The organism is Arenibacterium halophilum (assembly GCF_005938225.1).
Taxonomy (GTDB): domain Bacteria; phylum Pseudomonadota; class Alphaproteobacteria; order Rhodobacterales; family Rhodobacteraceae; genus Arenibacterium; species Arenibacterium halophilum.
The window spans coordinates 272,706-291,481 of the sequence record NZ_VCPC01000001.1 but is presented as its reverse complement, the minus strand read 5'-3'; the positions used below and the strand labels follow the sequence as shown (position 1 = coordinate 291,481).

Here is an 18,776-nt window from a genome sequence, read left to right as displayed (position 1 = left end):
AAAAAAGGGGGCTTTGCCCCCTCTTGGCCGCTGGCCAATTCACCCCCAGGATATTTGACCCCAAAGAATTGGGGAGGGTGGCCGGCGCCTGTGATAGGTACCGGCCGTTTTTGTCAGGAGGCCGCGCGCGCGTGGCGCTTGCGCTCGTGCGGGTCGAGGTGGCGCTTGCGCAGGCGGATCGCGTTCGGCGTGACTTCGACCAGCTCGTCGTTGTCGATATAGGCGATCGCCTCTTCCAGGCTCATCGTGACCGGCGTGGTCAGGCGCACGGCATCATCGGTGCCCGAGGCGCGGACGTTGGTCAGCTTCTTGCCCTTGAGCGGGTTCACCTCGAGATCGTTGTCGCGGCTGTGTTCGCCAATGATCATGCCGGTGTAGACATCGGCCTGGGCGCCGATGAACATCTTGCCACGCTCTTCCAGGTTCCAAAGCGCATAGGCCACCGAGGTGCCGTTTTCCATCGAGATCAGCACACCTGCGCGGCGGCCCGGGATCGGGCCCTTGTGCGGGGTCCAGCCATGGAACACACGGTTCAGGACGCCGGTGCCGCGCGTGTCGGTCAGGAATTCACCCTGGTAGCCGATCAGCCCGCGCGAGGGCACATGGGCGATGATCCGGGTCTTGCCGGTGCCTGCCGGTTTCATTTCCGCCAGTTCGCCCTTGCGGGCGCCGGTGATCTTTTCGATGACCGCGCCGGAGTATTCGTCATCCACGTCGATGGTGACTTCCTCGACCGGTTCCAGCGTCTTGCCGTTTTCGTCTTCGCGGAAGAGCACCTGCGGGCGCGAGATCGACAGCTCGAACCCTTCGCGGCGCATGTTCTCGATCAGGACGCCCATCTGGAGTTCGCCACGGCCCGCAACCTCGAAGGCTTCGCCGCCGGGGGTGTCGGTGACGCGGATGGCGACGTTGGTTTCGGCCTCTTTCAGCAGGCGGTCGCGGATCACGCGCGATTGCACCTTTTTGCCATCGCGGCCGGCAAGCGGGCTGTCGTTGATTCCAAAGGTCACGGTGATGGTGGGAGGGTCGATCGGCTTGGCCTGGATCGGCTCGCTGACATCTGTCGCGGCGATGGTATCGGCCACGGTGGCCTTGGCCATGCCTGCAAGGCTCACGATATCACCGGCTTCGGCCACGTCGATGGGCTGTTGGGACAGACCGCGGAAGGCGAGGATCTTGGTGACCCGGAAGTTTTCGATCTGCTTGCCGTCACGCGACAGCGCCTTGACGGATTCGCCGGTGCGCAGCGTCCCGCTTTCGACGCGGCCGGTCAGGATGCGCCCGATGAAGGGGTCGGCGCCCAGCGTGGTGGCCAGCATGCGGAAGGGTTCGTCGCGCTGTGCGATCTGCGCGGGGGCGGGGACGTGTTTCACGATCAGGTCGAACAGCGCCGAGAGATCCTTGCGCGGACCGTCCAGTTCCATATCGGCCCAGCCCGAGCGGCCCGACGCATACATCGACGGGAAGTCCAGCTGGTCGTCATCGGCGCCCAGGTTGGCGAAAAGGTCGAAACATTCGTCCAGCGCGCGATCCGGCTCGGCGTCGGGCTTGTCGACCTTGTTCAGCACCACGATGGGGCGCAGGCCGAGGGCCAATGCCTTGGAGGTCACGAACTTGGTTTGCGGCATCGGACCTTCGGCGGCATCCACCAGCAACACCACGCCATCGACCATCGACAGGATGCGTTCGACCTCGCCCCCGAAATCGGCGTGGCCGGGGGTGTCGACGATGTTGATCCGCGTGCCTTTCCATTCGACCGAGGTCGCCTTGGCAAGAATGGTGATGCCCCGTTCGCGTTCGAGGTCATTGCTGTCCATCGCCCGCTCGGTGGTGGCTTGATTTTCCCGGTATGTCCCGGATTGTTTGAGAAGCTCGTCGACCAGCGTCGTCTTGCCGTGGTCTACGTGTGCGATGATCGCGATATTGCGAAGGTCCATAACGTCAGCCTTTATCGGGAGGTTGCCGGGCGCATAGCGCGCCGCAGTGCAGAAGGCCAGAGTTAATAGGTGCCTTAGTGCGTTGCTGTGCGCGAAAACAGCTGGATCACCACGATTCCGGCAACGATCAGCCCGATCCCGAGCACGGCGGGCAGATCGAGCGGCTGGCGGAACACGATCCAGCCGATGGCCGCGATCAGCACGATGCCCACGCCCGACCAGATGGCGTATAGCACCCCGACCGGCATGTAGCGCAGCGTCAGGCCCAGCAGGTAGAAGGCCACCGCATAGGCCACCACGGTGATGACCGAGGGCCAGAACCGCGTGAACTGCTGGCTGGCCTGCAATGCGCTGGTGCCAATGGTTTCGGCCGCAACCGCCAGGACAAGATACAGGTAATGGTAAGGCATCGGGGCATCCGCAGCAGGTGGTATCTGTTGGCCCTATCCTGTCGCGGCTTTTCGGTAAAGTGCTCGCCTCATGAGTGTGGGGAATATGTAACCTTGGGCCGTCTTGTGCGGCGGCGCGCGGTGCCGTGATTGACGCAGGCGCAACGCGTGGGTCTGATATGCGGCAAGACACGAAAACGCGTCACATGAGGCAGGAAAATGAAACTGAATGCGCTTGGCCAAGAGGTGGTTGTGGAATCCGCGGGCTTTGGCGGTACCGCCAATTCCCCTGATCTGATCACTTTGAGCAACGGCAACCTTCTGATCGTCTGGACAGAGGTGTTGGGCACCCCGACCGACTCGTTCGACGATGTGGACGGTGGGGTTTTTGCACGGGTGCTGGATGCCAATGGCATCCCGGTCGGCGACATCCTGCAGATCAACGGCGCGAGCACCGGCCTGCAGGCCAACCCCGAGGCCGTAGCCCTGAGCGCGGGCAGCTTTGCAATTGGCTGGAGCAGCTATCAGACGTTTGGCGATCACCCTGCGGACGTTGACACCTATATTCGCTACTTCGATTCCAGCGGCACGCCCTTCAACAACTTCCTTATTGATGTGCATCAGGACACGGTCCCACTCGCGACCGACGATGTCCTTATGGAAATGGTCGGTCTGGCCAGCGGTCGGATCGCCGTTCTGCTCGAGAACGAGACCGAGGAAGGCTATTACACCTACATATATGACGGAGCAGGGGCGCCTTTGGTGCAGATGTCGGCCCCGGCGTCAGACATGATCCAGCTGAGCAACGGAAATATCGTGCGCGCCGATGTGATCGCGCCGCAGGTGGGCAGCGGCGAGGAAGGCGATCACGTTCAGATCACCATGCTCAGTTCTCGCTTTACCGCGCCCGACGACATTCCCGGCGTCTACGATGGCCTGATTTTCTATATCGACGGGATCGAGGGCAACGCCTCGAAAACACCGAAGCAGGTGCAACTGGCGGCGCTGGCGGGTGGCGGATTTGCCGTTGCCTATGTCGAGAAAACGCCTGGCGGCTCGGCAGTCGCGGTATCGGTCGTGACGGACGACGCGCAGATCGAATTCGAAACCGTGCCGCTGTCGCAGACGCTGAGCTACCTTAGCCCAAAGGTGCAGATCGAGATGATCGCCCTGTCGGGTGGAGGGCTTGCGCTGGCGGTGACCACTCCGGACGACAGCGGTGGCGGAGTCGGGCTGGACCTGTTGCTGCTTGATGCCGATGGCCGGATGGTGGACAGCCACAGCCTCAGTGTCGATCAAACGGGTGATCAGTTCCAGCCGTCGCTGACCGAGTTGCCGGACGGCCGCATCGCGCTGGCCTACACCGATGATCGCGCCGACGATCCGCTGCAAATTCAGTTCTTCGAGGTGACTGGCGATGGCGGCCGTTTCATCGGGACGGCGGGCGATGACGATCTGGCCGGGCTTGGCGGCAATGATCGGATTCTGGGGCTGGCGGGGAATGACACAATTAAGGGCGGGCGCGGCGACGATCGGCTAGTTGGTGGCGATGGCGACGATACCATTTTCGGCGGTACGGGTGCGGATTCGATCCGTGGACAGGCCGGCAACGATACTCTGGTCGGCGGCGGTGGAGCCGACGGGATCGGCGGAGGCGCCGGAGACGACGTGATCCGCGGTGGCGCCGGGCGCGATGTGCTGGGTGGCGGCAGCGGGGCGGACAGGCTGCTGGGGCAGGCGGGCAATGATGTTCTGATTGGCGGGCTTGGCGACGATACGCTGATCGGCGGCGGCGGGCGCGATACCTTCCGGTTTGTCTATGACAGGTCCGGCGATGACGTCATCTCCGATTTCGATGCCACGCGCGACAAGCTGTGGGTCGACCTGCGAGGCAATGCCGCAGGAGATGTGACGGTCGACGTGGTCGATGGCGATACGCTGGTCGGGTTCGGCGATGCGTCGGTCACTTTGAACGGGGTAACACTGACCGAGGCCGAGATTACCTTTACCTTCGTCTAATGCATGAAATGACACAGGGCGCTGCCGGCGTCTGTGCTACGCTCGGGTCTGTTAGGCTCGGGCGTTTTTCTTTTGTTGGGTACATGCAGCCTGAATATACATGCCAGATACAGCTTTGTTTTTGGCGCATGTATTTGAAAACACTTAACTATTGAGGCGCCGGGAGTGTCGCGTTAATCTTACGTCAAGGTGATGGGTGCACCTGGCGTTAGGTATTGGGGAGTGCTGACATGACACCAGATGGTTCGGATAACCTGGCCAATGTATCGGCCGCGGCAATGGACTTTGCGCATACGTTGGGGAATGTGCAGCAAATGTTAAGTTCCAGCAATCGGCTGCTGCGTCCGGACACGGGGCCGGATGTGTTGATGGCGATTGCCGAATCCCTGCGCTCGGCCGCCGACATGCTGCAATCTCTGGTCGATGCACCGGATGAACGATTCTAAGGTTTGCACCTCGACACCACGGACATGAAAAAACCCGGCGCCGAAAGTGCCGGGTTTTTCCGTTGGTCGGAGCTGGGAGCGTTTAGCCCGCCAGCGCCTTGTTCAGGTTTTCGTCGACCTTTTCGAGGAAGCCCATGGTGGTGAGCCACTTCTGCTCGGGGCCGACCAGCAGCGCGAGGTCTTTGGTCATCGAGCCCGACTCGACCGTTTCCACCACGACACGCTCCAGCGTGGTGGCGAAGTTCATCAGCGCGTCGTTGTTGTCGAGCTTGGCGCGGTGCTTCAGGCCACCGGTCCACGCATAGATCGACGCGATCGAGTTGGTCGAGGTTTCCTCGCCCTTCTGGTGCTGGCGATAGTGCCGCGTCACGGTGCCGTGCGCGGCCTCGGCCTCGACGATCTTGCCATCGGGGGTCATCAGCTGCGAGGTCATCAGACCCAGCGAGCCAAAGCCCTGCGCAACGGTATCGGACTGCACGTCGCCGTCGTAGTTCTTGCACGCCCAGACAAAGCCGCCGTTCCACTTCATCGCGCAGGCGACCATGTCGTCGATCAGGCGGTGTTCGTAGGTGATGCCCTTGGCCTTGAACTTGTCGGCGAATTCCTCGTCGAACACCTGCTGGAACAGGATCATGAACTGTCCATCATACTGCTTGAGGATGGTGTTCTTGGTCGACAGGTACAGCGGCCAGCCCAGGTTCAGCGCATAGTTCATCGACGCGCGGGCGAAATCCTTGATCGAGTCGTCAAGGTTGTACATGCCCATGTAGACGCCCGAGGTCGGGGCCTTGAACACTTCTTCCTCGATCACGGTGCCGTCTTCGCCGACGAATTTCATCGACAGCGTGCCCGCACCGGGGAATTTCATGTCGGTGGCGCGGTACTGATCGCCAAAGGCGTGGCGGCCGATGACGATAGGCTTGGTCCAGCCCGGCACAAGGCGCGGCACGTTGTTGCAGATGATCGGCTGGCGGAACACCACGCCGCCCAGAATGTTGCGGATCGTCCCGTTGGGCGAACGCCACATCTTTTTCAGGCCGAATTCCTCGACGCGCGCCTCGTCCGGCGTGATCGTGGCGCATTTCACCGCAACCCCGACTTCCTTCGTCTTTTCGGCGGAATCGATGGTGATCTGGTCGTTGGTCTCGTCACGCGCCTCGATCCCGAGGTCGTAGTACAGCAGGTCGAGATCCAGATACGGCGTAATCAGTTTCTTCTTGATGAAATCCCAGATAATCCGGGTCATTTCATCGCCGTCCATTTCGACGATGGGGTTTTCCACCTTGATCTTGGTCATGGGCGCGGTCCCTTTGTTGCGGTTGAGTCGTCTGGGCTGTCTCTAGCGCACATCTTGCAGGTGCGAAAGGTTGTATACACTCGTATACCGCGAATTTCCCGGTCGAATTGTCGCGACGGGCGCAACAGTGCCGGGGTCGCAGTGCCAACTGTTCCCGGTGCCGTAGGGTTACATGCTGTCAGCAAAGGTTTTTGTTAACCTGTATTCTTTTGTCAGGTATGGCTCGGCGCGCCGGCGCGGCAAATGCCGCAGCGCGGCGGGATGTTTCCGGGGGTTACCATGTTCAAATCCGTTTTTCTGGCTGCCGCGATTGTCGCAGCGCCGTTTTCTGCCGCGCAGGCGGCTTCGCTTGATGCCGTCGACCTGCTTCAGCAGTTCAACCTGATCACCAAGGGCGACGTTCAGGCCAACAGCCTGCATGTTCATGGCCGGGCTCTGATTGGCGGCGGAATGACCGGCAACAAGGTCGACGTGAACATGGACAATATCGACAATATCGTTGGGTCCGATTTCGACGATCTGATCGTGGGCAATGCGACCTCTGGCACCAAGGTACATCTGCACAATGGCGCCACCGCAAGTATGAACGGAACGCCCGGTCTGGTCGAAGCGGGCAGCTATACAACGCCCGCCGTGATGCCCGAAAACTACGCCGCGATCCTTGACGATTTCGCCGCGCAACTGGCTGGCGTGGACGCCACCGCGATGGCCGTCAAGAACAGCGACGGCAACCTGATCACCTTTGGCGCGGCGGCAAGCGGCGGCACCACCTATTACGATATCGTGGCGGCCGACCTGCAGAACCGCGATATCGATCTGCTGCTGAACGGCGCGGAAAGCATCGTGATCAACGTGACCGGCACGGGCACATTCAACCTGAACAGCAACTTCCGCGGCAACAAGGCGGTGTCGTCGAATGTGATCTGGAATTTCACCGGCTTCGACACGGTGAACCTGTACCGGTCGATCTGGGGTCAGGTGCTGGCTGGTGACTCGCACGTCTATTTCAACGCCGATATCGAAGGCTCGCTGTTTGCCGATACGGTGACCGCGCAGGCGCAGGTGCATGTGCAGCCTCTGCAATTCACGCCGCCCGTGTCGCAGGTGCCGCTGCCGGCAGGTGGCTGGCTGATGCTGGCGGGCTTTGGCGCCTTCGGGGCGCTGCGGGCCCGGCGCGCGCGGGCCTAGGCGCGCGCGAACCACGCCACAAGGCGCGGGCGCATCCAGGCCCAGAGGCCGGGCGCGCCCCGCTTGACCGGAGAGCCCACGCGGGTTTCCATCTGGTCCATCGTCACGTTGTAATCGGTCCATGTGCCGCCGCCCGATGCCAGGTTGGCAACCGGGGTCTGGAAACGGTCGATCGCTTTGGCAAACTGCGCATCCACGCTTTCGGCCGCTTCGAATTCCTGCCACAGCGCCAGATAGTCGGCCCCTTGATCGGCCGGAAGCAGGCCGAACAGACGCGTGGCGGCAGCCGCTTCTTTCGCGGCCATTGCCTCGTGATCGACATGGCCGTGAATGGGCGCATCGCCCGCGTCGATTTCCACGATGTCGTGGATCAGCAGCATCCGAAGAACACGATCAATCCGCACGTCAGGCCCGGCGTGTTCACCCAGCACGGCGGCATACAGCATCACATGCCACGAATGCTCGGCGGAATTTTCATGCCGCGAGTTGTCGATCAGCCGCGAGGCGCGCAGGATCGACTTCAGCCGGTCGGCTTCGCGCAGGAAATCCACCTGCGCGTCGATCCGGTCGCTCATTCCGGCGCCTTGTGATCTGCCTCGTTGCTCGCCTTGTCGGCGGCAACCTGGGCTGATCGCGCCTCGGCCAGTTTCTTTTCCAGAAACCGGCGGCCGGTGATTTCCGCCTGACGCACGCGCACCTCGGTCAGAAACGCCTCTTCCAATGTCTGCGACGAAGCCCCGATCACGGCGGACACCTCCATGAACAGGCGGTCGTTGCCGGTTTCGCGCATGGCCTCCATCACGTCGTCGGCCAGTTTCGAGGCCATGATCTGAAGTGTGCTCATATCAGCGGGTGTTCTCTGTCAGACGGCGTTTCACATAGTCCGAGACGCTGCCGATGAGGGTGTCCATGTGCTGATCCTGAAAGAAATGGTCAGCGCCGGGCACTTCCTGATGGGTGATCGTGATGCCCTTCTGTTCGTGCAGCTTGCCGACCAGCGAGGTGGTATCGGCGGGCGGCGCGACGCGGTCCGAGCTGCCGTTGATGATCAGCCCGGACGAAGGGCAGGGCGCCAGGAACGAGAAATCGTACATGTTGGCGGGGGGCGAGACGCTGATGAAGCCCGTGATCTCGGGGCGGCGCATCAGCAGCTGCATCCCGATCCAGGCGCCAAAGGAAAACCCCGCGACCCAGCAATGTTTCGAGTTGTTGTTCATCGATTGCAGGTAATCCAGCGCCGAAGCGGCATCCGACAACTCGCCGATGCCCTGATCGTATTCGCCCTGGCTGCGCCCGACGCCACGGAAATTGAACCGCAACACGGTGAACCCCATGTTGTAGAAGGCGTAGTGCAGGTTATAGACGACCTTGTTGTTCATCGTGCCGCCGAACTGCGGATGCGGGTGCAGCACGATGGCGATGGGGGCGTCTTTTTCTTTTTGCGGGTGATAGCGGCCTTCCAGGCGACCTTCGGGTCCGGGAAAGATGACCTCGGGCATGGGCAGTTGATCCTGTCTCGTCTTTTTTGTCGGCGGGGTCCGGCGGGCATTCTTGACGCAAGCGCCCGCGGTCCTTAGAACGGTTCTAATCGGTTGGCCGCGGTTGGTGCGACCGGCTGTGCGCACATACGCACTGTTGCGTTGAAGGTCAATGTTTTCGGTGCTTTCGGGCGTGTTATGGCCGGGTTTGGCCGTGGAACCGCCCGGGGTCGGGCAGGCATTGCAGAAGATGGGAGGCCGGAATGAAACTTTCGACCAAAGGGCGGTATGCGATGGTGGCGCTGGCGGATATTGCGCTGCAACCCGAGGGCACGATGGTGACGCTGGGCGATATTGCGCAACGGCAAAAGATTTCGCTGCCGTATCTTGAGCAGCTGTTCGTCAAGCTGCGCCGGGGCGGTCTGGTCGAATCGGTGCGCGGACCGGGGGGCGGTTATCGCCTGGCCAGACCTGCCGCAGACATTCGCGTGGTCGATGTGCTTTCGGCGGTTGATGAAACCGTCGATGCAATGCAGAAGGGCGCCGGCGCGTCGGGCGGGTCTTCGGGCAGCCGGGCGCAATCGCTGACAAATCGGCTGTGGCAGGGGCTAAGCGCGCATGTCTACGTGTTCCTGCACCAGACCAGTCTGGCGGACGTCATCGGCAATGGGCTGGTGCCCTGTCCGGCGGTACCGGGGCTGTTCGCGGTCGTCGACGAATAGACGCAGGCGTGTCGCATTGGGCGGACGTCGGGATTTGAGTATTTGGACCGAAAAGAAGCCGTGAACAGGGTCTATCTGGATCATAACGCCACGACCCCGCTGCGCCCCGAGGCGCGGGCGGCGATGGTTGCCGCGATGGATGTGGCGGGCAATCCGTCGAGCGTTCATGCCGAGGGCCGCGCCGCCAAGGCGCTGGTCGAACGCGCGCGCGCGCAGGTGGCGGCGGCGCTTGGTGCGGATGGGGCAGACGTGATCTTTACCTCGGGCGCGACCGAGGCGGCGGCGCTGGCCTGCGCGGGGCGGGGGCTGGCCTCGGCGGCGGTGGAGCATGATGCGGTGGCGGCCTGGGGCTCTGGCACCCTGTCGGTGCGGGCTGATGGCGTAGTCGAGGTTTTCGAGCCGGCGGCGACAGCCCTGCAACTGGCGAATTCCGAAACCGGTGTGGTGCAGGAGTTGCCTGCAGGTCTTGCCGTTACGGACGCGACGCAAGGCTTTGGCAAACTGCCTTTTGCCTTCAACTGGAGCGGAGCCGAGATGGCGCTGGTTTCCGCGCACAAGCTGGGTGGGCCCAAGGGCATTGGCGCGCTGGTGATCCGCAGGGGGACCGATCTGGTGGCGCAGCTGAAAGGTGGCGGGCAGGAGATGGGGCGCCGGGCGGGCACCGAGAACGTGATCGGGATTGCGGGTTTTGGCGCCGCGGCCGAAGCTGCAGCGCGGGATCTGGCCGATGGTCGCTGGGGCGAGATCGAGAAACTTAGAAATATTCTAGAAAACGGGCTTGAGGCCAGCGCCAAGTCGATTATTTTTGTCGGGAAGGATTCTCGCCGTTTGCCCAATACATCGTGCTTCGCGGTGCCCGGGTGGAAAGGCGAGACGCAAGTCATGCAGATGGATTTGGCGGGGTTCGCGATCAGCGCCGGATCGGCCTGTTCCAGCGGTAAGGTCCGCGCCAGCCGTGTGCTGGGCGCGATGGGATATGATGAGACGGTTGCCGCATCGGCGATCCGCGTGTCGCTTGGGTTGGAGACCCGGGAAGAGGACGTGCAGCGGTTCGTGGATGCCTGGCTGAAACAGGAAAGCAAGTATCGCGCGCGCGCCGCGTGATGGCAGGAGAATGACAATGGCCGCTTTGGACCAGACCCAGGTGAAGGAAGGTGTCGATCAGGATACGGTCGACGCGGTGCGCGAGGTCGGTGGCGCCTACAAGCACGGCTGGAACACCGATATCGAGATGGAATACGCCCCGAAAGGGCTGACCCCGGATATCGTGCGCCTGATTTCCGAAAAGAACGAAGAACCCCAGTGGATGACGGAATGGCGGCTGCAGGCTTATGAGCGCTGGCTGACCAAGGAAGAACCGACCTGGGCGATGGTCGACTACCCCGAGATCGACTTTCAGGATCAGTACTATTATGCCCGCCCCAAGAGCATGGAGGTCAAGCCGAAGTCACTGGACGAGGTGGACCCGAAGCTGCTGGCGACCTACGAGAAGCTGGGTATTCCGCTGAAGGAACAGATGATCCTTGCGGGCGTCGAGGGTGCCGAGGATGCGCCCGCCGAGGGCCGCAAGGTGGCCGTGGATGCGGTGTTTGATTCCGTGTCGGTCGGGACGACCTTTCAGGCCGAGTTGAAAAAGGCCGGGGTGATCTTCTGTTCAATCTCCGAAGCGATCCGCGAGCATCCCGAGCTGGTGAAGAAATACCTTGGCTCGGTCGTGCCGGTGAGCGACAACTTCTATGCAACGCTGAACAGCGCGGTCTTCTCGGATGGTTCGTTCGTCTATGTACCGCCCGGCGTGCGCTGCCCGATGGAGCTGTCGACCTATTTCCGCATCAACGCCGAGAATACCGGCCAGTTCGAACGCACGCTGATCATCGCGGACAAGGGCAGCTATGTGTCCTACCTTGAAGGCTGCACGGCACCGGCACGCGACATCGCACAACTGCATGCAGCGGTTGTGGAAATCATCGTCGAGGAAGATGCCGAGGTGAAATATTCCACGGTGCAGAACTGGTATCCGGGCGACGAGAACGGCAAGGGCGGCATTTACAACTTTGTCACCAAGCGCGCCGACTGCCGGGGCGACCGGGCCAAGGTGATGTGGACGCAGGTGGAAACCGGAAGCGCGGTGACGTGGAAATACCCCAGCTGCATTTTGCGCGGCGACGACAGCCAGGGCGAATTCTACTCGATCGCGATCGCCAATAACTACCAGCAGGCCGATACCGGCACCAAAATGATCCACCTTGGCAAGAACACCAAGAGCCGGATCGTGTCGAAAGGGATCAGTGCGGGCCACGCGCAGAACACCTATCGCGGGTTGGTGTCGATGCACCCCAAGGCGAAGCACGCGCGCAACTACACGCAATGCGACAGCCTGCTGATCGGCGACAAATGCGGGGCGCATACGGTGCCCTACATCGAGGTCAAGAACAACTCGGCCCGGGTTGAACACGAAGCGACGACATCGAAGGTGGACGACGACCAGCTGTTCTATTGCCGTTCGCGCGGGATGGACGAGGAAGAGGCCGTGGCTCTGGTGGTGAACGGGTTCTGCAAGGACGTGCTGCAGGCCCTGCCGATGGAATTCGCCATGGAAGCGCAACAGCTGGTGGCGATTTCACTGGAAGGGTCCGTGGGGTAGTAAAAATCTCGCCGAGATTTTTGACAAATGTCTCACGGAGACATTTGGGCGCTTGATGGGAGACTTGGGATGATCATTACGACCACGCCGTCGGTCGAAGGCTATCAGATTGCCGCCTACAAGGGCATCGTCACGGGCGAGGCCATTCTGGGCGCCAACGTGTTCCGCGATCTGTTTGCCGGGATCACCGACATCATAGGTGGCCGGTCAGGTGCTTATGAGAAAGAACTGGGCCGTGCGCGCAAGGTTGCACTGACCGAGCTGGAAGAGCGCGCCGCCGACCTTGGCGCGACCGCCGTGGTCGGGGTCGATCTGGATTATGAAGTCATCAACAACATGCTGATGGTGAGCGCCTCGGGCACCGCCGTCGTGCTGGGCTGAGCGGCCCGTAGGAAGGAAAGAAAATGCTGGAAATCAAGAACCTGCATGTAAAACTTGAAGAAGAGGACAAGCAGATCCTCAAGGGTGTCAACCTGTCGGTGGAGGCCGGGAAGGTCCATGCGATCATGGGGCCGAACGGGTCGGGCAAATCGACGCTGTCCTACGTTCTGTCCGGGCGCGATGGTTACGAGGTGACCGAGGGCAGCGCGACTTTGGAAGGCACCGACCTGCTGGAACTGGAGCCGGAAGAACGTGCCGCCGCCGGTCTGTTCCTGGCCTTTCAGTATCCGGTCGAAATTCCGGGCGTCGGCAACATGACCTTTCTGCGCACCGCCGTGAACGCGCAGCGCAAGGCGCGCGGGCAGGACGAGATGAGCGCCGCCGACTTCCTGAAAGAGGTGCGCGCGCGCGCCAAGGATCTGAAGATCGACGCCGAGATGTTGAAGCGTCCGGTCAACGTCGGCTTTTCGGGCGGCGAGAAGAAGCGCAACGAGATCCTTCAGATGGCCATGCTGGAGCCGCGCATGTGCATTCTGGATGAAACGGACTCGGGGCTGGACGTCGACGCGATGAAGCTGGTGTCGGATGGCGTGAACGCGTTGCGGTCCGAAGGGCGCGGTTTTCTTGTTATCACGCATTATCAACGGCTTCTGGACCATATCCAACCTGATGTCGTACACATCATGGCCAATGGGCAGATTATCAAGACCGGCGGGCCCGAGCTTGCCCTGGAGGTCGAGAAGAACGGCTATGCCGACATCCTGAACGAGGTAGCGTAATGGCGGTGCCCGATCGAAGACTGTCGGAGACCGACGCCCGGCTTGAGGGGCTGCGCATGCCCGAAGGCGGCTGGGCAGCCCCCGCACGGCAGGATGCGCTGGCGCGTGTGCAGGCGATGGGCCTGCCGCAGCGGCGCGACGAATACTGGAAATTCACCCGCCCCGATACGCTGGCGCAGGTCGAGCCGCCGAAGGCTGGGCTGTTCCACAGCGACGAGGCGCCGATGTACGATGGCATCGATCGGCTGCGCATCGTTTTCGTCGACGGCGTGTTCGACGCCGCGCAATCCGACGATCTGGCGCTGGAAGGTGTCAGCATCGAACGGCTGGCCGAGGTTGGCGCCAGAGATATCCATTGGGCCAAGGACTTGTACGGCACTCTTGAAGCGCGCGGGCAGGTGCCTGTCGCCCGTCCCTTTGCGGCGCTGAACACGGCCTTCGCCGAGGATGGCGTGCTGATCCATGTCACCGGGCGGCCCTCGCGGCCGATCAACCTGGTCTACATGCACCAGTCCGAGTCCTCGGATGCGATCCTGCACAATGTGATCAAGGTCGACGCCGGGGCCGAAGCGACGATCCTGGAAAGTGGCCCCGCCGCGGCGCGGTTCAACAAGTGTACCGAGGTCGACATCGCCGATACCGGCCGGTTGCACATGGTCCGCTCGCAGGGGCGCGACCATGAACGCCGCGCGGTGACGCATATCTTTGCCCGTCTTGGTGCCGAGTCGGTCTTCAAGGCCTTCACGCTGACCATGAACGGCGTGCTGACGCGCAACGAATGCGTGGTCGAGCTGACCGGAGATGACGCGGTGGCCCATGTCGCTGGTGCCTGTGTGGGCGATGGCGATTTCCACCATGACGACACGGTCTTCGTCACCCATGACGCGGTGAATTGCGAAAGCCGGCAGGTGTTCAAGAAGGTGCTGAACAACGGCGCGACCGGCGTGTTCCAGGGCAAGATCTTGGTCAAGGCGGGCGCGCAAAAGACCGATGGTTACCAGATCAGCCAGTCGCTGCTGCTGGATGGCGACAGCCAGTTCCTGGCCAAGCCCGAGCTGGAAATCTACGCCGATGACGTGGCCTGTTCGCATGGCTCGACCAGCGGCGCGATTGACGAGGATGCGCTGTTCTACCTGCGCTCGCGCGGGGTGCCCGAAGGCCCGGCGACCGATCTGCTGACGCTGGCCTTTCTGGGCGAGGCGCTGGACGAGATCGAGAACCGCGACCTGGCCGAGCATCTGCTGGAGCGGCTGAACAACTGGCTGGCCCGCCGACGCTGATGCCGGTCACCGCCGACATCACCGCCACCTATCGCGGCCCCGGTCGCGTGATGGATCGCCTGCTGGCCGCCGGTCAGCGCGAGGATCGCGCGCTGGCGCTGCTGATGGGCTTCTGCGCGCTGATGTTCGTCGCGCAGATGCCCCGCCTTGCGCGGGAGGCGCATTTCACCGGGCAGGAACTGAACATGCTGATGGGCGGGGCCTTGCTCGGCTGGGTCTTCATGGCGCCGCTGGGGCTATACGCGCTGGCGGCACTGACCCATCTGATCGCGCGTTTGCTGGGCGGCAAGGGCAGCTGGTATGGCGCGCGGCTTGCCCTTTTCTGGGCGCTGCTGGCCTCGACCCCGCTGTTGCTGCTGCATGGGTTGGTCGCCGGTTTCATCGGCTCCGGACCGGCGTTGCAATTGGTCGGCCTGATCTGGCTGGTCGTTTTCCTATGGTTCTGGGGGCGTTGCCTGTGGCGGGCCGAACGCGGAGACTATGATGCTGTTTGACCCTTTAGCCATGGCACGGCGCACCGTGACGGCCCCGGCCGAGGCGGCGCAGGCGTTGATGGGCCTTGGTCTGTCGCGCCAGGTGCTTTGGACGGCGCTGATCCTGATGGCGGTGCTGCAATCTGCGATTTTCGGATTTTCGGTCCTGATGGCGCCACCGATGCCCGAGGGTGTCGCAATGGCAGAGTTATTCACGTCGCCCTTGCGCTTTTTTGTTCTTGCCGCAGTTGCGCTGGCACTGACGGTGTACGGGCTGCTGTTCATCGGCCGCGCCATGGGCGGCAGCGGCGCGATCGAGGATATCCTTGTGCTGGTGGTCTGGTTGCAGGCCCTGCGGGTGGCGATCCAGCTTGTCGTGCTGGTGCTCAGCTTTCTTGTGCCGGTTCTGGCCACGCTGGCGGTTCTGGCCGCCACCATCATCGGCATCTATGTCATGGTGCATTTTATCAATCAGGCGCACCGGCTGAATTCGCTGGGGCGCGCGGTGGGCGTGCTGATCGCGGCCAGCCTTGGCGTGGTGATCGGCCTGTCGGTGATCCTTGCGCTGATCGGCCTGCCGCTGGGAGGAGCCTCGGGCTATGTATGACGTCAACCAGATCCGGGCGCAGTTTCCGATCCTCGCGCGCGAGGTGAACGGCCAGCCGCTGACCTATCTCGACAACGGCGCCTCGGCGCAGAAGCCGCAGGTGGTGATCGACGCGATCACCCAAGCCTATGCGATGGAATATGCCAACGTGCACCGGGGCCTGCATTTCCTGTCGAACCTCGCGACCGAGAAATACGAAGCCGTGCGCGGCACCGTTGCGCGCTTCCTGAACGCCGCCGATGAAAACGAGATCGTGCTGAATTCGGGCACGACTGAGGGCATCAACATGGTCGCCTATGGCTGGGCCATGCCGCGGTTTGAACCGGGCGATGAAATCATCCTGTCGGTGATGGAGCATCATGCCAACATCGTGCCCTGGCATTTCCTGCGCGAACGGCAGGGTGTGGTTCTTAAGTGGGTCGATGTGGATGCAACCGGAGCGCTTGATCCGCAGGCGGTGCTGGATGCCATCACGCCCCGGACCAAGCTGATTGCCGTCACCCATATGTCGAACGTGCTGGGCACGCTGGTAGACGTGAAAGCCATCTGCCACGGCGCGCGCGAGCGTGGTGTGCCGGTGCTGGTCGATGGCAGTCAGGGCGCGGTGCATCTGCCAGTGGACGTGGAGGACATTGGCTGCGATTTCTATGCGATCACGGGGCACAAGCTCTACGGACCGTCCGGGTCGGGGGCGATCCATGTGCGCAAGGAACGTCTGGCCGAGATGCGCCCCTTCATGGGCGGCGGCGACATGATCCGCGAGGTCAGCAAGGATGCCGTGACCTATGCCGATCCGCCGATGAAGTTCGAGGCCGGAACCCCCGGCATCGTCCAGACCATCGGGCTGGGCGTGGCGCTGGAATTCCTGATGGACCTGGGGATGGAGAACGTCGCCGCGCATGAGGCAATGCTGCGCGATTACACGGTCGAAAAGCTGGCCGGGCTGAACTGGCTTCAGGTGCAGGGCACGACACCCGACAAGGGCGCGATCTTTTCCTTCACGCTTGATGGCGCGGCCCATGCCCATGACATCTCGACCATTCTTGACAAGAAGGGCGTGGCCGTCAGGGCAGGGCACCACTGTGCCGGGCCGCTGATGGATCACCTCGGCGTCTCGGCCACCTGCCGCGCGTCTTTCGGCCTCTACAACACCACCGAAGAGGTCGATCGCCTTGTCTCGGCGCTGGAACTGGCGCACGAGCTTTTCGCCTGACGCGCAATTCGAAAAAGCAGCCTCCCGCGCAATCGCATGTTGCGGGTCGCTGCGCGATGGTCTAATCCACGCCGCAACGCACCCGTAGCTCAGCTGGATAGAGCGCTGCCCTCCGAAGGCAGAGGCCAGAGGTTCGAATCCTCTCGGGTGCGCCAGTTTTCCATACTGCGGACTTTGGTTTGTACGGCTCGCCGGCTTTGCGGGGCGGGCTGGTCTGCACTGGCGCGGGGCTTTGCTTATATATCTACGTACTTCTCAAACATGACGGCTTTGGGTCAAACCACCGCCACTTTTCGAAACAATTAACCTGTTTCAGAATTGAATATTTAAGGCCCTCCCCAATGATCTCTGTCTTGTCGTGTATCGTCGTTCAGCACGACATAAGTCTTGTTTTGCTTGCCGCCGCGCTTTGCGCCTTCGGGAGCTGGGCAACCTCCCGCATTTTCAGAACCGCGCGCAGCCGACCGATGCCGCAGGCTCAGGTGTGGTACTGTCTTACGGCCGCCACGGCGGGGGTTTCGATCTGGTGTACGCATTTCGTCGCCATGCTTGGCTTTCGCCCGGGGGTTCCCGTCAACTTCGATCTTGGCCTGACATTTGCCTCGCTCGTGATTGCAATCCTGGGTTGTACTTTCGGCTTCCTGTTTACCGCCATCTTCCGGTTCAGGTTCGCGAGTGCCATCGGCGGCGCGATTCTTGGGCTGACGCTGGCGGGGATGCATTATGCGGGCATGATCGCCTATCGCGTGCAGGGCTTGGTGATCTGGGATAAAACCTACCTGATCGTGTCGATCGTGTGTGCCGTGGTGTTGTGTGCCGCGGCCGTCTGCAGTGGCGCGCGAAGCCACAAGTACAGCGAGTTCCACATGGCCGGAATCCTGACGGCGGCCATCGTCAGCCTGCATTTCATCGGCATGACCGCCTTTCATGTCGAACCGCTTGAAATTGCCGGGAACTATGTGAACCCCGAGGCGCTTCGCGTTCTGGCTTTGGCAATTGCGGGGATCGCGCTGCTGATCGTGTTGGGCGGGCTGCTGAGCTATATGATCGAAGGGCGCGCCCGGCTTGAAAACATCGCCGAGCTGACCGCCGCGCGCAATGCCGCCGAAGCCGCAAGCCGCGCCAAATCCGAATTCCTGAGCGTGCTCAGCCACGAGTTGCGGACACCCCTTACCATCGTTCTGGGGTATGCCGGGATGCTGTCCCATCTGAAGGAGGCGCAAAGCCCCGAGCCGAACAGCACAATCGATCCGGCCGCGCCGAAGGGCCGGACCGTGGCAGAGCAGGCCGACAAATACGGGCGCAAAATCACGACATCGGCCAACCATCTTCTGAGCCTGATCAACGAGATACTGGACTACACCAGCATGGAACTGGGCGATGCCAAGCTGCAGAAGAAGGAATTTTCCCTGCATGATCTGCTGGAGGATGTGCGCGACCAGTTTCAGGTGATGAGCGCCCAGAAGAACGCCGCGCTTGTGGTCGAGTGCGATCAGATCGAAGCCTTTGCCGATCGCGGGCGCATCCTGCAAATTCTGATCAACCTTGTCGGTAACGCGATGAAATTCTCGAAGGGCAGCCAGATCACCCTGCGCGGCAAACGGCAGGGCAGCGGCTATGTGATCGAGGTGGCCGACAACGGGATCGGCATCCCGGAAGACAAGATCGAGGTGATTTTCGAAGCGTTCCAGCAAGTCGAATCCGCAGATCACCGGGCGGCGGGTGGCACCGGGCTTGGGCTTGCCATTTGCGAACGTCTGGCCGTGGCCCACGGCGGTGCCATAGCGGCCAGAAGCACCTTGGGCGCAGGAACTGTGTTTACCGTGACCATGCCGGCCGAGGCGATCTTTCAAGAGGCCGCGTCCGCCGGCAAAGTTGGCATCGTCGAACAGCCGCGCCTTGCAAGCTAAGGCCCGATGGGCC

At 62.0% G+C, this 18,776-nt stretch carries 19 protein-coding genes and 1 tRNA gene; 14 read left to right on the top strand and 6 right to left on the bottom strand.

Annotated elements, in window-relative coordinates; translation table 11 throughout:
* Positions 1–113: 113 nt before the first annotated feature.
* Entirely contained in the window at positions 114–1,937 is a 1,824-nt protein-coding gene (gene typA / locus FGK64_RS01440) for a translational GTPase TypA (protein ID WP_138862025.1), read from the bottom strand.
* 74 nt (positions 1,938–2,011) lie between these two features.
* Complete coding sequence (locus FGK64_RS01435) at positions 2,012–2,347, bottom strand: DMT family transporter (RefSeq protein ID WP_138862024.1); 336 nt, start codon at positions 2,345–2,347, stop codon at positions 2,012–2,014.
* A gap of 198 nt (positions 2,348–2,545) precedes the next feature.
* Between FGK64_RS01435 and FGK64_RS01430 the strand changes: the two genes are divergently transcribed.
* On the top strand, positions 2,546–4,345 hold the full coding sequence (locus FGK64_RS01430) for a calcium-binding protein (protein WP_138862023.1): 1,800 nt from the start codon (positions 2,546–2,548) through the stop codon (positions 4,343–4,345).
* A gap of 230 nt (positions 4,346–4,575) precedes the next feature.
* The gene (locus FGK64_RS01425) at positions 4,576–4,791 is read left to right on the top strand and encodes a hypothetical protein (RefSeq protein WP_138862022.1); all 216 of its coding nucleotides are present in this window, start codon (positions 4,576–4,578) and stop codon (positions 4,789–4,791) included.
* An 82-nt stretch (positions 4,792–4,873) separates the two neighbouring features.
* Here FGK64_RS01425 and FGK64_RS01420 read toward each other — a convergent pair whose 3' ends face one another.
* Positions 4,874–6,088 (bottom strand): NADP-dependent isocitrate dehydrogenase, encoded by a 1,215-nt coding sequence (locus FGK64_RS01420; protein WP_138862021.1) that lies wholly within the window; start codon positions 6,086–6,088, stop codon positions 4,874–4,876.
* A 279-nt stretch (positions 6,089–6,367) separates the two neighbouring features.
* On the opposite strand from FGK64_RS01420, the gene FGK64_RS01415 reads away from it, so the two are divergent.
* Positions 6,368–7,276, top strand: coding sequence for a collagen-binding domain-containing protein (locus FGK64_RS01415; protein ID WP_171053947.1), 909 nt, complete (start codon positions 6,368–6,370; stop codon positions 7,274–7,276).
* On the opposite strand, the gene FGK64_RS01410 is transcribed toward FGK64_RS01415, so the two are convergent.
* From FGK64_RS01410 to FGK64_RS01400, 3 genes are read right to left on the bottom strand one after another with little or no spacing between them, the layout of a single operon-like run.
* Positions 7,273–7,851: an HD domain-containing protein gene (locus FGK64_RS01410; RefSeq protein ID WP_138862020.1), complete on the bottom strand. Its 579-nt coding sequence runs from the start codon at positions 7,849–7,851 to the stop codon at positions 7,273–7,275. The genes FGK64_RS01415 and FGK64_RS01410 overlap by 4 nt on opposite strands.
* Entirely contained in the window at positions 7,848–8,120 is a 273-nt protein-coding gene (locus FGK64_RS01405) for a hypothetical protein (protein ID WP_138862019.1), read from the bottom strand. Before FGK64_RS01405 ends, FGK64_RS01410 begins: the two co-directional genes overlap by 4 nt.
* 1 nt (position 8,121) lies before the next feature.
* Positions 8,122–8,775: an alpha/beta hydrolase gene (locus FGK64_RS01400; RefSeq protein ID WP_138862018.1), complete on the bottom strand. Its 654-nt coding sequence runs from the start codon at positions 8,773–8,775 to the stop codon at positions 8,122–8,124.
* A gap of 242 nt (positions 8,776–9,017) precedes the next feature.
* Here FGK64_RS01400 and iscR point away from each other — a divergent pair, with 242 nt between their 5' ends.
* From iscR to FGK64_RS01345, 11 genes are all read left to right on the top strand, one after another.
* Complete coding sequence (gene iscR / locus FGK64_RS01395; RefSeq protein WP_138862017.1) at positions 9,018–9,476, top strand: Fe-S cluster assembly transcriptional regulator IscR; 459 nt, start codon at positions 9,018–9,020, stop codon at positions 9,474–9,476.
* A 60-nt stretch (positions 9,477–9,536) separates the two neighbouring features.
* Positions 9,537–10,580 carry a cysteine desulfurase family protein gene (locus FGK64_RS01390; protein WP_138862016.1) on the top strand — a complete coding sequence of 348 codons (1,044 nt, stop codon included), beginning with the start codon at positions 9,537–9,539 and terminating at the stop codon, positions 10,578–10,580.
* Positions 10,581–10,596: 16 nt separating this feature from the next.
* The gene (gene sufB / locus FGK64_RS01385; protein WP_138862015.1) at positions 10,597–12,120 is read left to right on the top strand and encodes a Fe-S cluster assembly protein SufB; all 1,524 of its coding nucleotides are present in this window, start codon (positions 10,597–10,599) and stop codon (positions 12,118–12,120) included.
* 69 nt (positions 12,121–12,189) lie between these two features.
* Complete coding sequence (locus tag FGK64_RS01380) at positions 12,190–12,501, top strand: heavy metal-binding domain-containing protein (protein ID WP_138862014.1); 312 nt, start codon at positions 12,190–12,192, stop codon at positions 12,499–12,501.
* A gap of 23 nt (positions 12,502–12,524) precedes the next feature.
* Positions 12,525–13,280: a Fe-S cluster assembly ATPase SufC gene (gene sufC / locus FGK64_RS01375; protein ID WP_138862013.1), complete on the top strand. Its 756-nt coding sequence runs from the start codon at positions 12,525–12,527 to the stop codon at positions 13,278–13,280.
* On the top strand, positions 13,280–14,560 hold the full coding sequence (locus tag FGK64_RS01370; RefSeq protein ID WP_138862012.1) for a SufB/SufD family protein: 1,281 nt from the start codon (positions 13,280–13,282) through the stop codon (positions 14,558–14,560). The genes sufC and FGK64_RS01370 overlap by 1 nt, the downstream gene beginning before the upstream one ends.
* Positions 14,560–15,054: a YIP1 family protein gene (locus FGK64_RS01365; RefSeq protein WP_138862011.1), complete on the top strand. Its 495-nt coding sequence runs from the start codon at positions 14,560–14,562 to the stop codon at positions 15,052–15,054. The genes FGK64_RS01370 and FGK64_RS01365 overlap by 1 nt, the downstream gene beginning before the upstream one ends.
* Positions 15,044–15,640: a Yip1 family protein gene (locus FGK64_RS01360; RefSeq protein ID WP_171053946.1), complete on the top strand. Its 597-nt coding sequence runs from the start codon at positions 15,044–15,046 to the stop codon at positions 15,638–15,640. Before FGK64_RS01365 ends, FGK64_RS01360 begins: the two co-directional genes overlap by 11 nt.
* Positions 15,633–16,853, top strand: coding sequence for a cysteine desulfurase (locus FGK64_RS01355; protein ID WP_138862009.1), 1,221 nt, complete (start codon positions 15,633–15,635; stop codon positions 16,851–16,853). The genes FGK64_RS01360 and FGK64_RS01355 overlap by 8 nt, the downstream gene beginning before the upstream one ends.
* A gap of 78 nt (positions 16,854–16,931) precedes the next feature.
* Positions 16,932–17,008: transfer RNA gene (locus FGK64_RS01350), tRNA-Arg, on the top strand.
* A gap of 312 nt (positions 17,009–17,320) precedes the next feature.
* Positions 17,321–18,763: an ATP-binding protein gene (locus tag FGK64_RS01345; protein WP_246057645.1), complete on the top strand. Its 1,443-nt coding sequence runs from the start codon at positions 17,321–17,323 to the stop codon at positions 18,761–18,763.
* Positions 18,764–18,776 lie beyond the last annotated feature (13 nt).

Excerpts from the sequence above, each read along its gene's own strand:
- typA (WP_138862025.1), bottom strand. The coding sequence starts at position 1,937 with ATGGACCTTCGCAATATCGCGATCATCGCACACGTAGACCACGGCAAG.
- FGK64_RS01435 (WP_138862024.1), bottom strand. The coding sequence starts at position 2,347 with ATGCCTTACCATTACCTGTATCTTGTCCTGGCGGTTGCGGCCGAAACC.
- FGK64_RS01430 (WP_138862023.1), top strand. The coding sequence starts at position 2,546 with ATGAAACTGAATGCGCTTGGCCAAGAGGTGGTTGTGGAATCCGCGGGC.
- FGK64_RS01425 (WP_138862022.1), top strand. The coding sequence starts at position 4,576 with ATGACACCAGATGGTTCGGATAACCTGGCCAATGTATCGGCCGCGGCA.
- FGK64_RS01420 (WP_138862021.1), bottom strand. The coding sequence starts at position 6,088 with ATGACCAAGATCAAGGTGGAAAACCCCATCGTCGAAATGGACGGCGAT.
- FGK64_RS01415 (WP_171053947.1), top strand. The coding sequence starts at position 6,368 with ATGTTCAAATCCGTTTTTCTGGCTGCCGCGATTGTCGCAGCGCCGTTT.
- FGK64_RS01410 (WP_138862020.1), bottom strand. The coding sequence starts at position 7,851 with ATGAGCGACCGGATCGACGCGCAGGTGGATTTCCTGCGCGAAGCCGAC.
- FGK64_RS01405 (WP_138862019.1), bottom strand. The coding sequence starts at position 8,120 with ATGAGCACACTTCAGATCATGGCCTCGAAACTGGCCGACGACGTGATG.
- FGK64_RS01400 (WP_138862018.1), bottom strand. The coding sequence starts at position 8,775 with ATGCCCGAGGTCATCTTTCCCGGACCCGAAGGTCGCCTGGAAGGCCGC.
- iscR (WP_138862017.1), top strand. The coding sequence starts at position 9,018 with ATGAAACTTTCGACCAAAGGGCGGTATGCGATGGTGGCGCTGGCGGAT.
- sufB (WP_138862015.1), top strand. The coding sequence starts at position 10,597 with ATGGCCGCTTTGGACCAGACCCAGGTGAAGGAAGGTGTCGATCAGGAT.
- FGK64_RS01380 (WP_138862014.1), top strand. The coding sequence starts at position 12,190 with ATGATCATTACGACCACGCCGTCGGTCGAAGGCTATCAGATTGCCGCC.
- sufC (WP_138862013.1), top strand. The coding sequence starts at position 12,525 with ATGCTGGAAATCAAGAACCTGCATGTAAAACTTGAAGAAGAGGACAAG.
- FGK64_RS01370 (WP_138862012.1), top strand. The coding sequence starts at position 13,280 with ATGGCGGTGCCCGATCGAAGACTGTCGGAGACCGACGCCCGGCTTGAG.
- FGK64_RS01365 (WP_138862011.1), top strand. The coding sequence starts at position 14,560 with ATGCCGGTCACCGCCGACATCACCGCCACCTATCGCGGCCCCGGTCGC.
- FGK64_RS01360 (WP_171053946.1), top strand. The coding sequence starts at position 15,044 with ATGCTGTTTGACCCTTTAGCCATGGCACGGCGCACCGTGACGGCCCCG.
- FGK64_RS01355 (WP_138862009.1), top strand. The coding sequence starts at position 15,633 with ATGTATGACGTCAACCAGATCCGGGCGCAGTTTCCGATCCTCGCGCGC.
- FGK64_RS01345 (WP_246057645.1), top strand. The coding sequence starts at position 17,321 with ATGCCGCAGGCTCAGGTGTGGTACTGTCTTACGGCCGCCACGGCGGGG.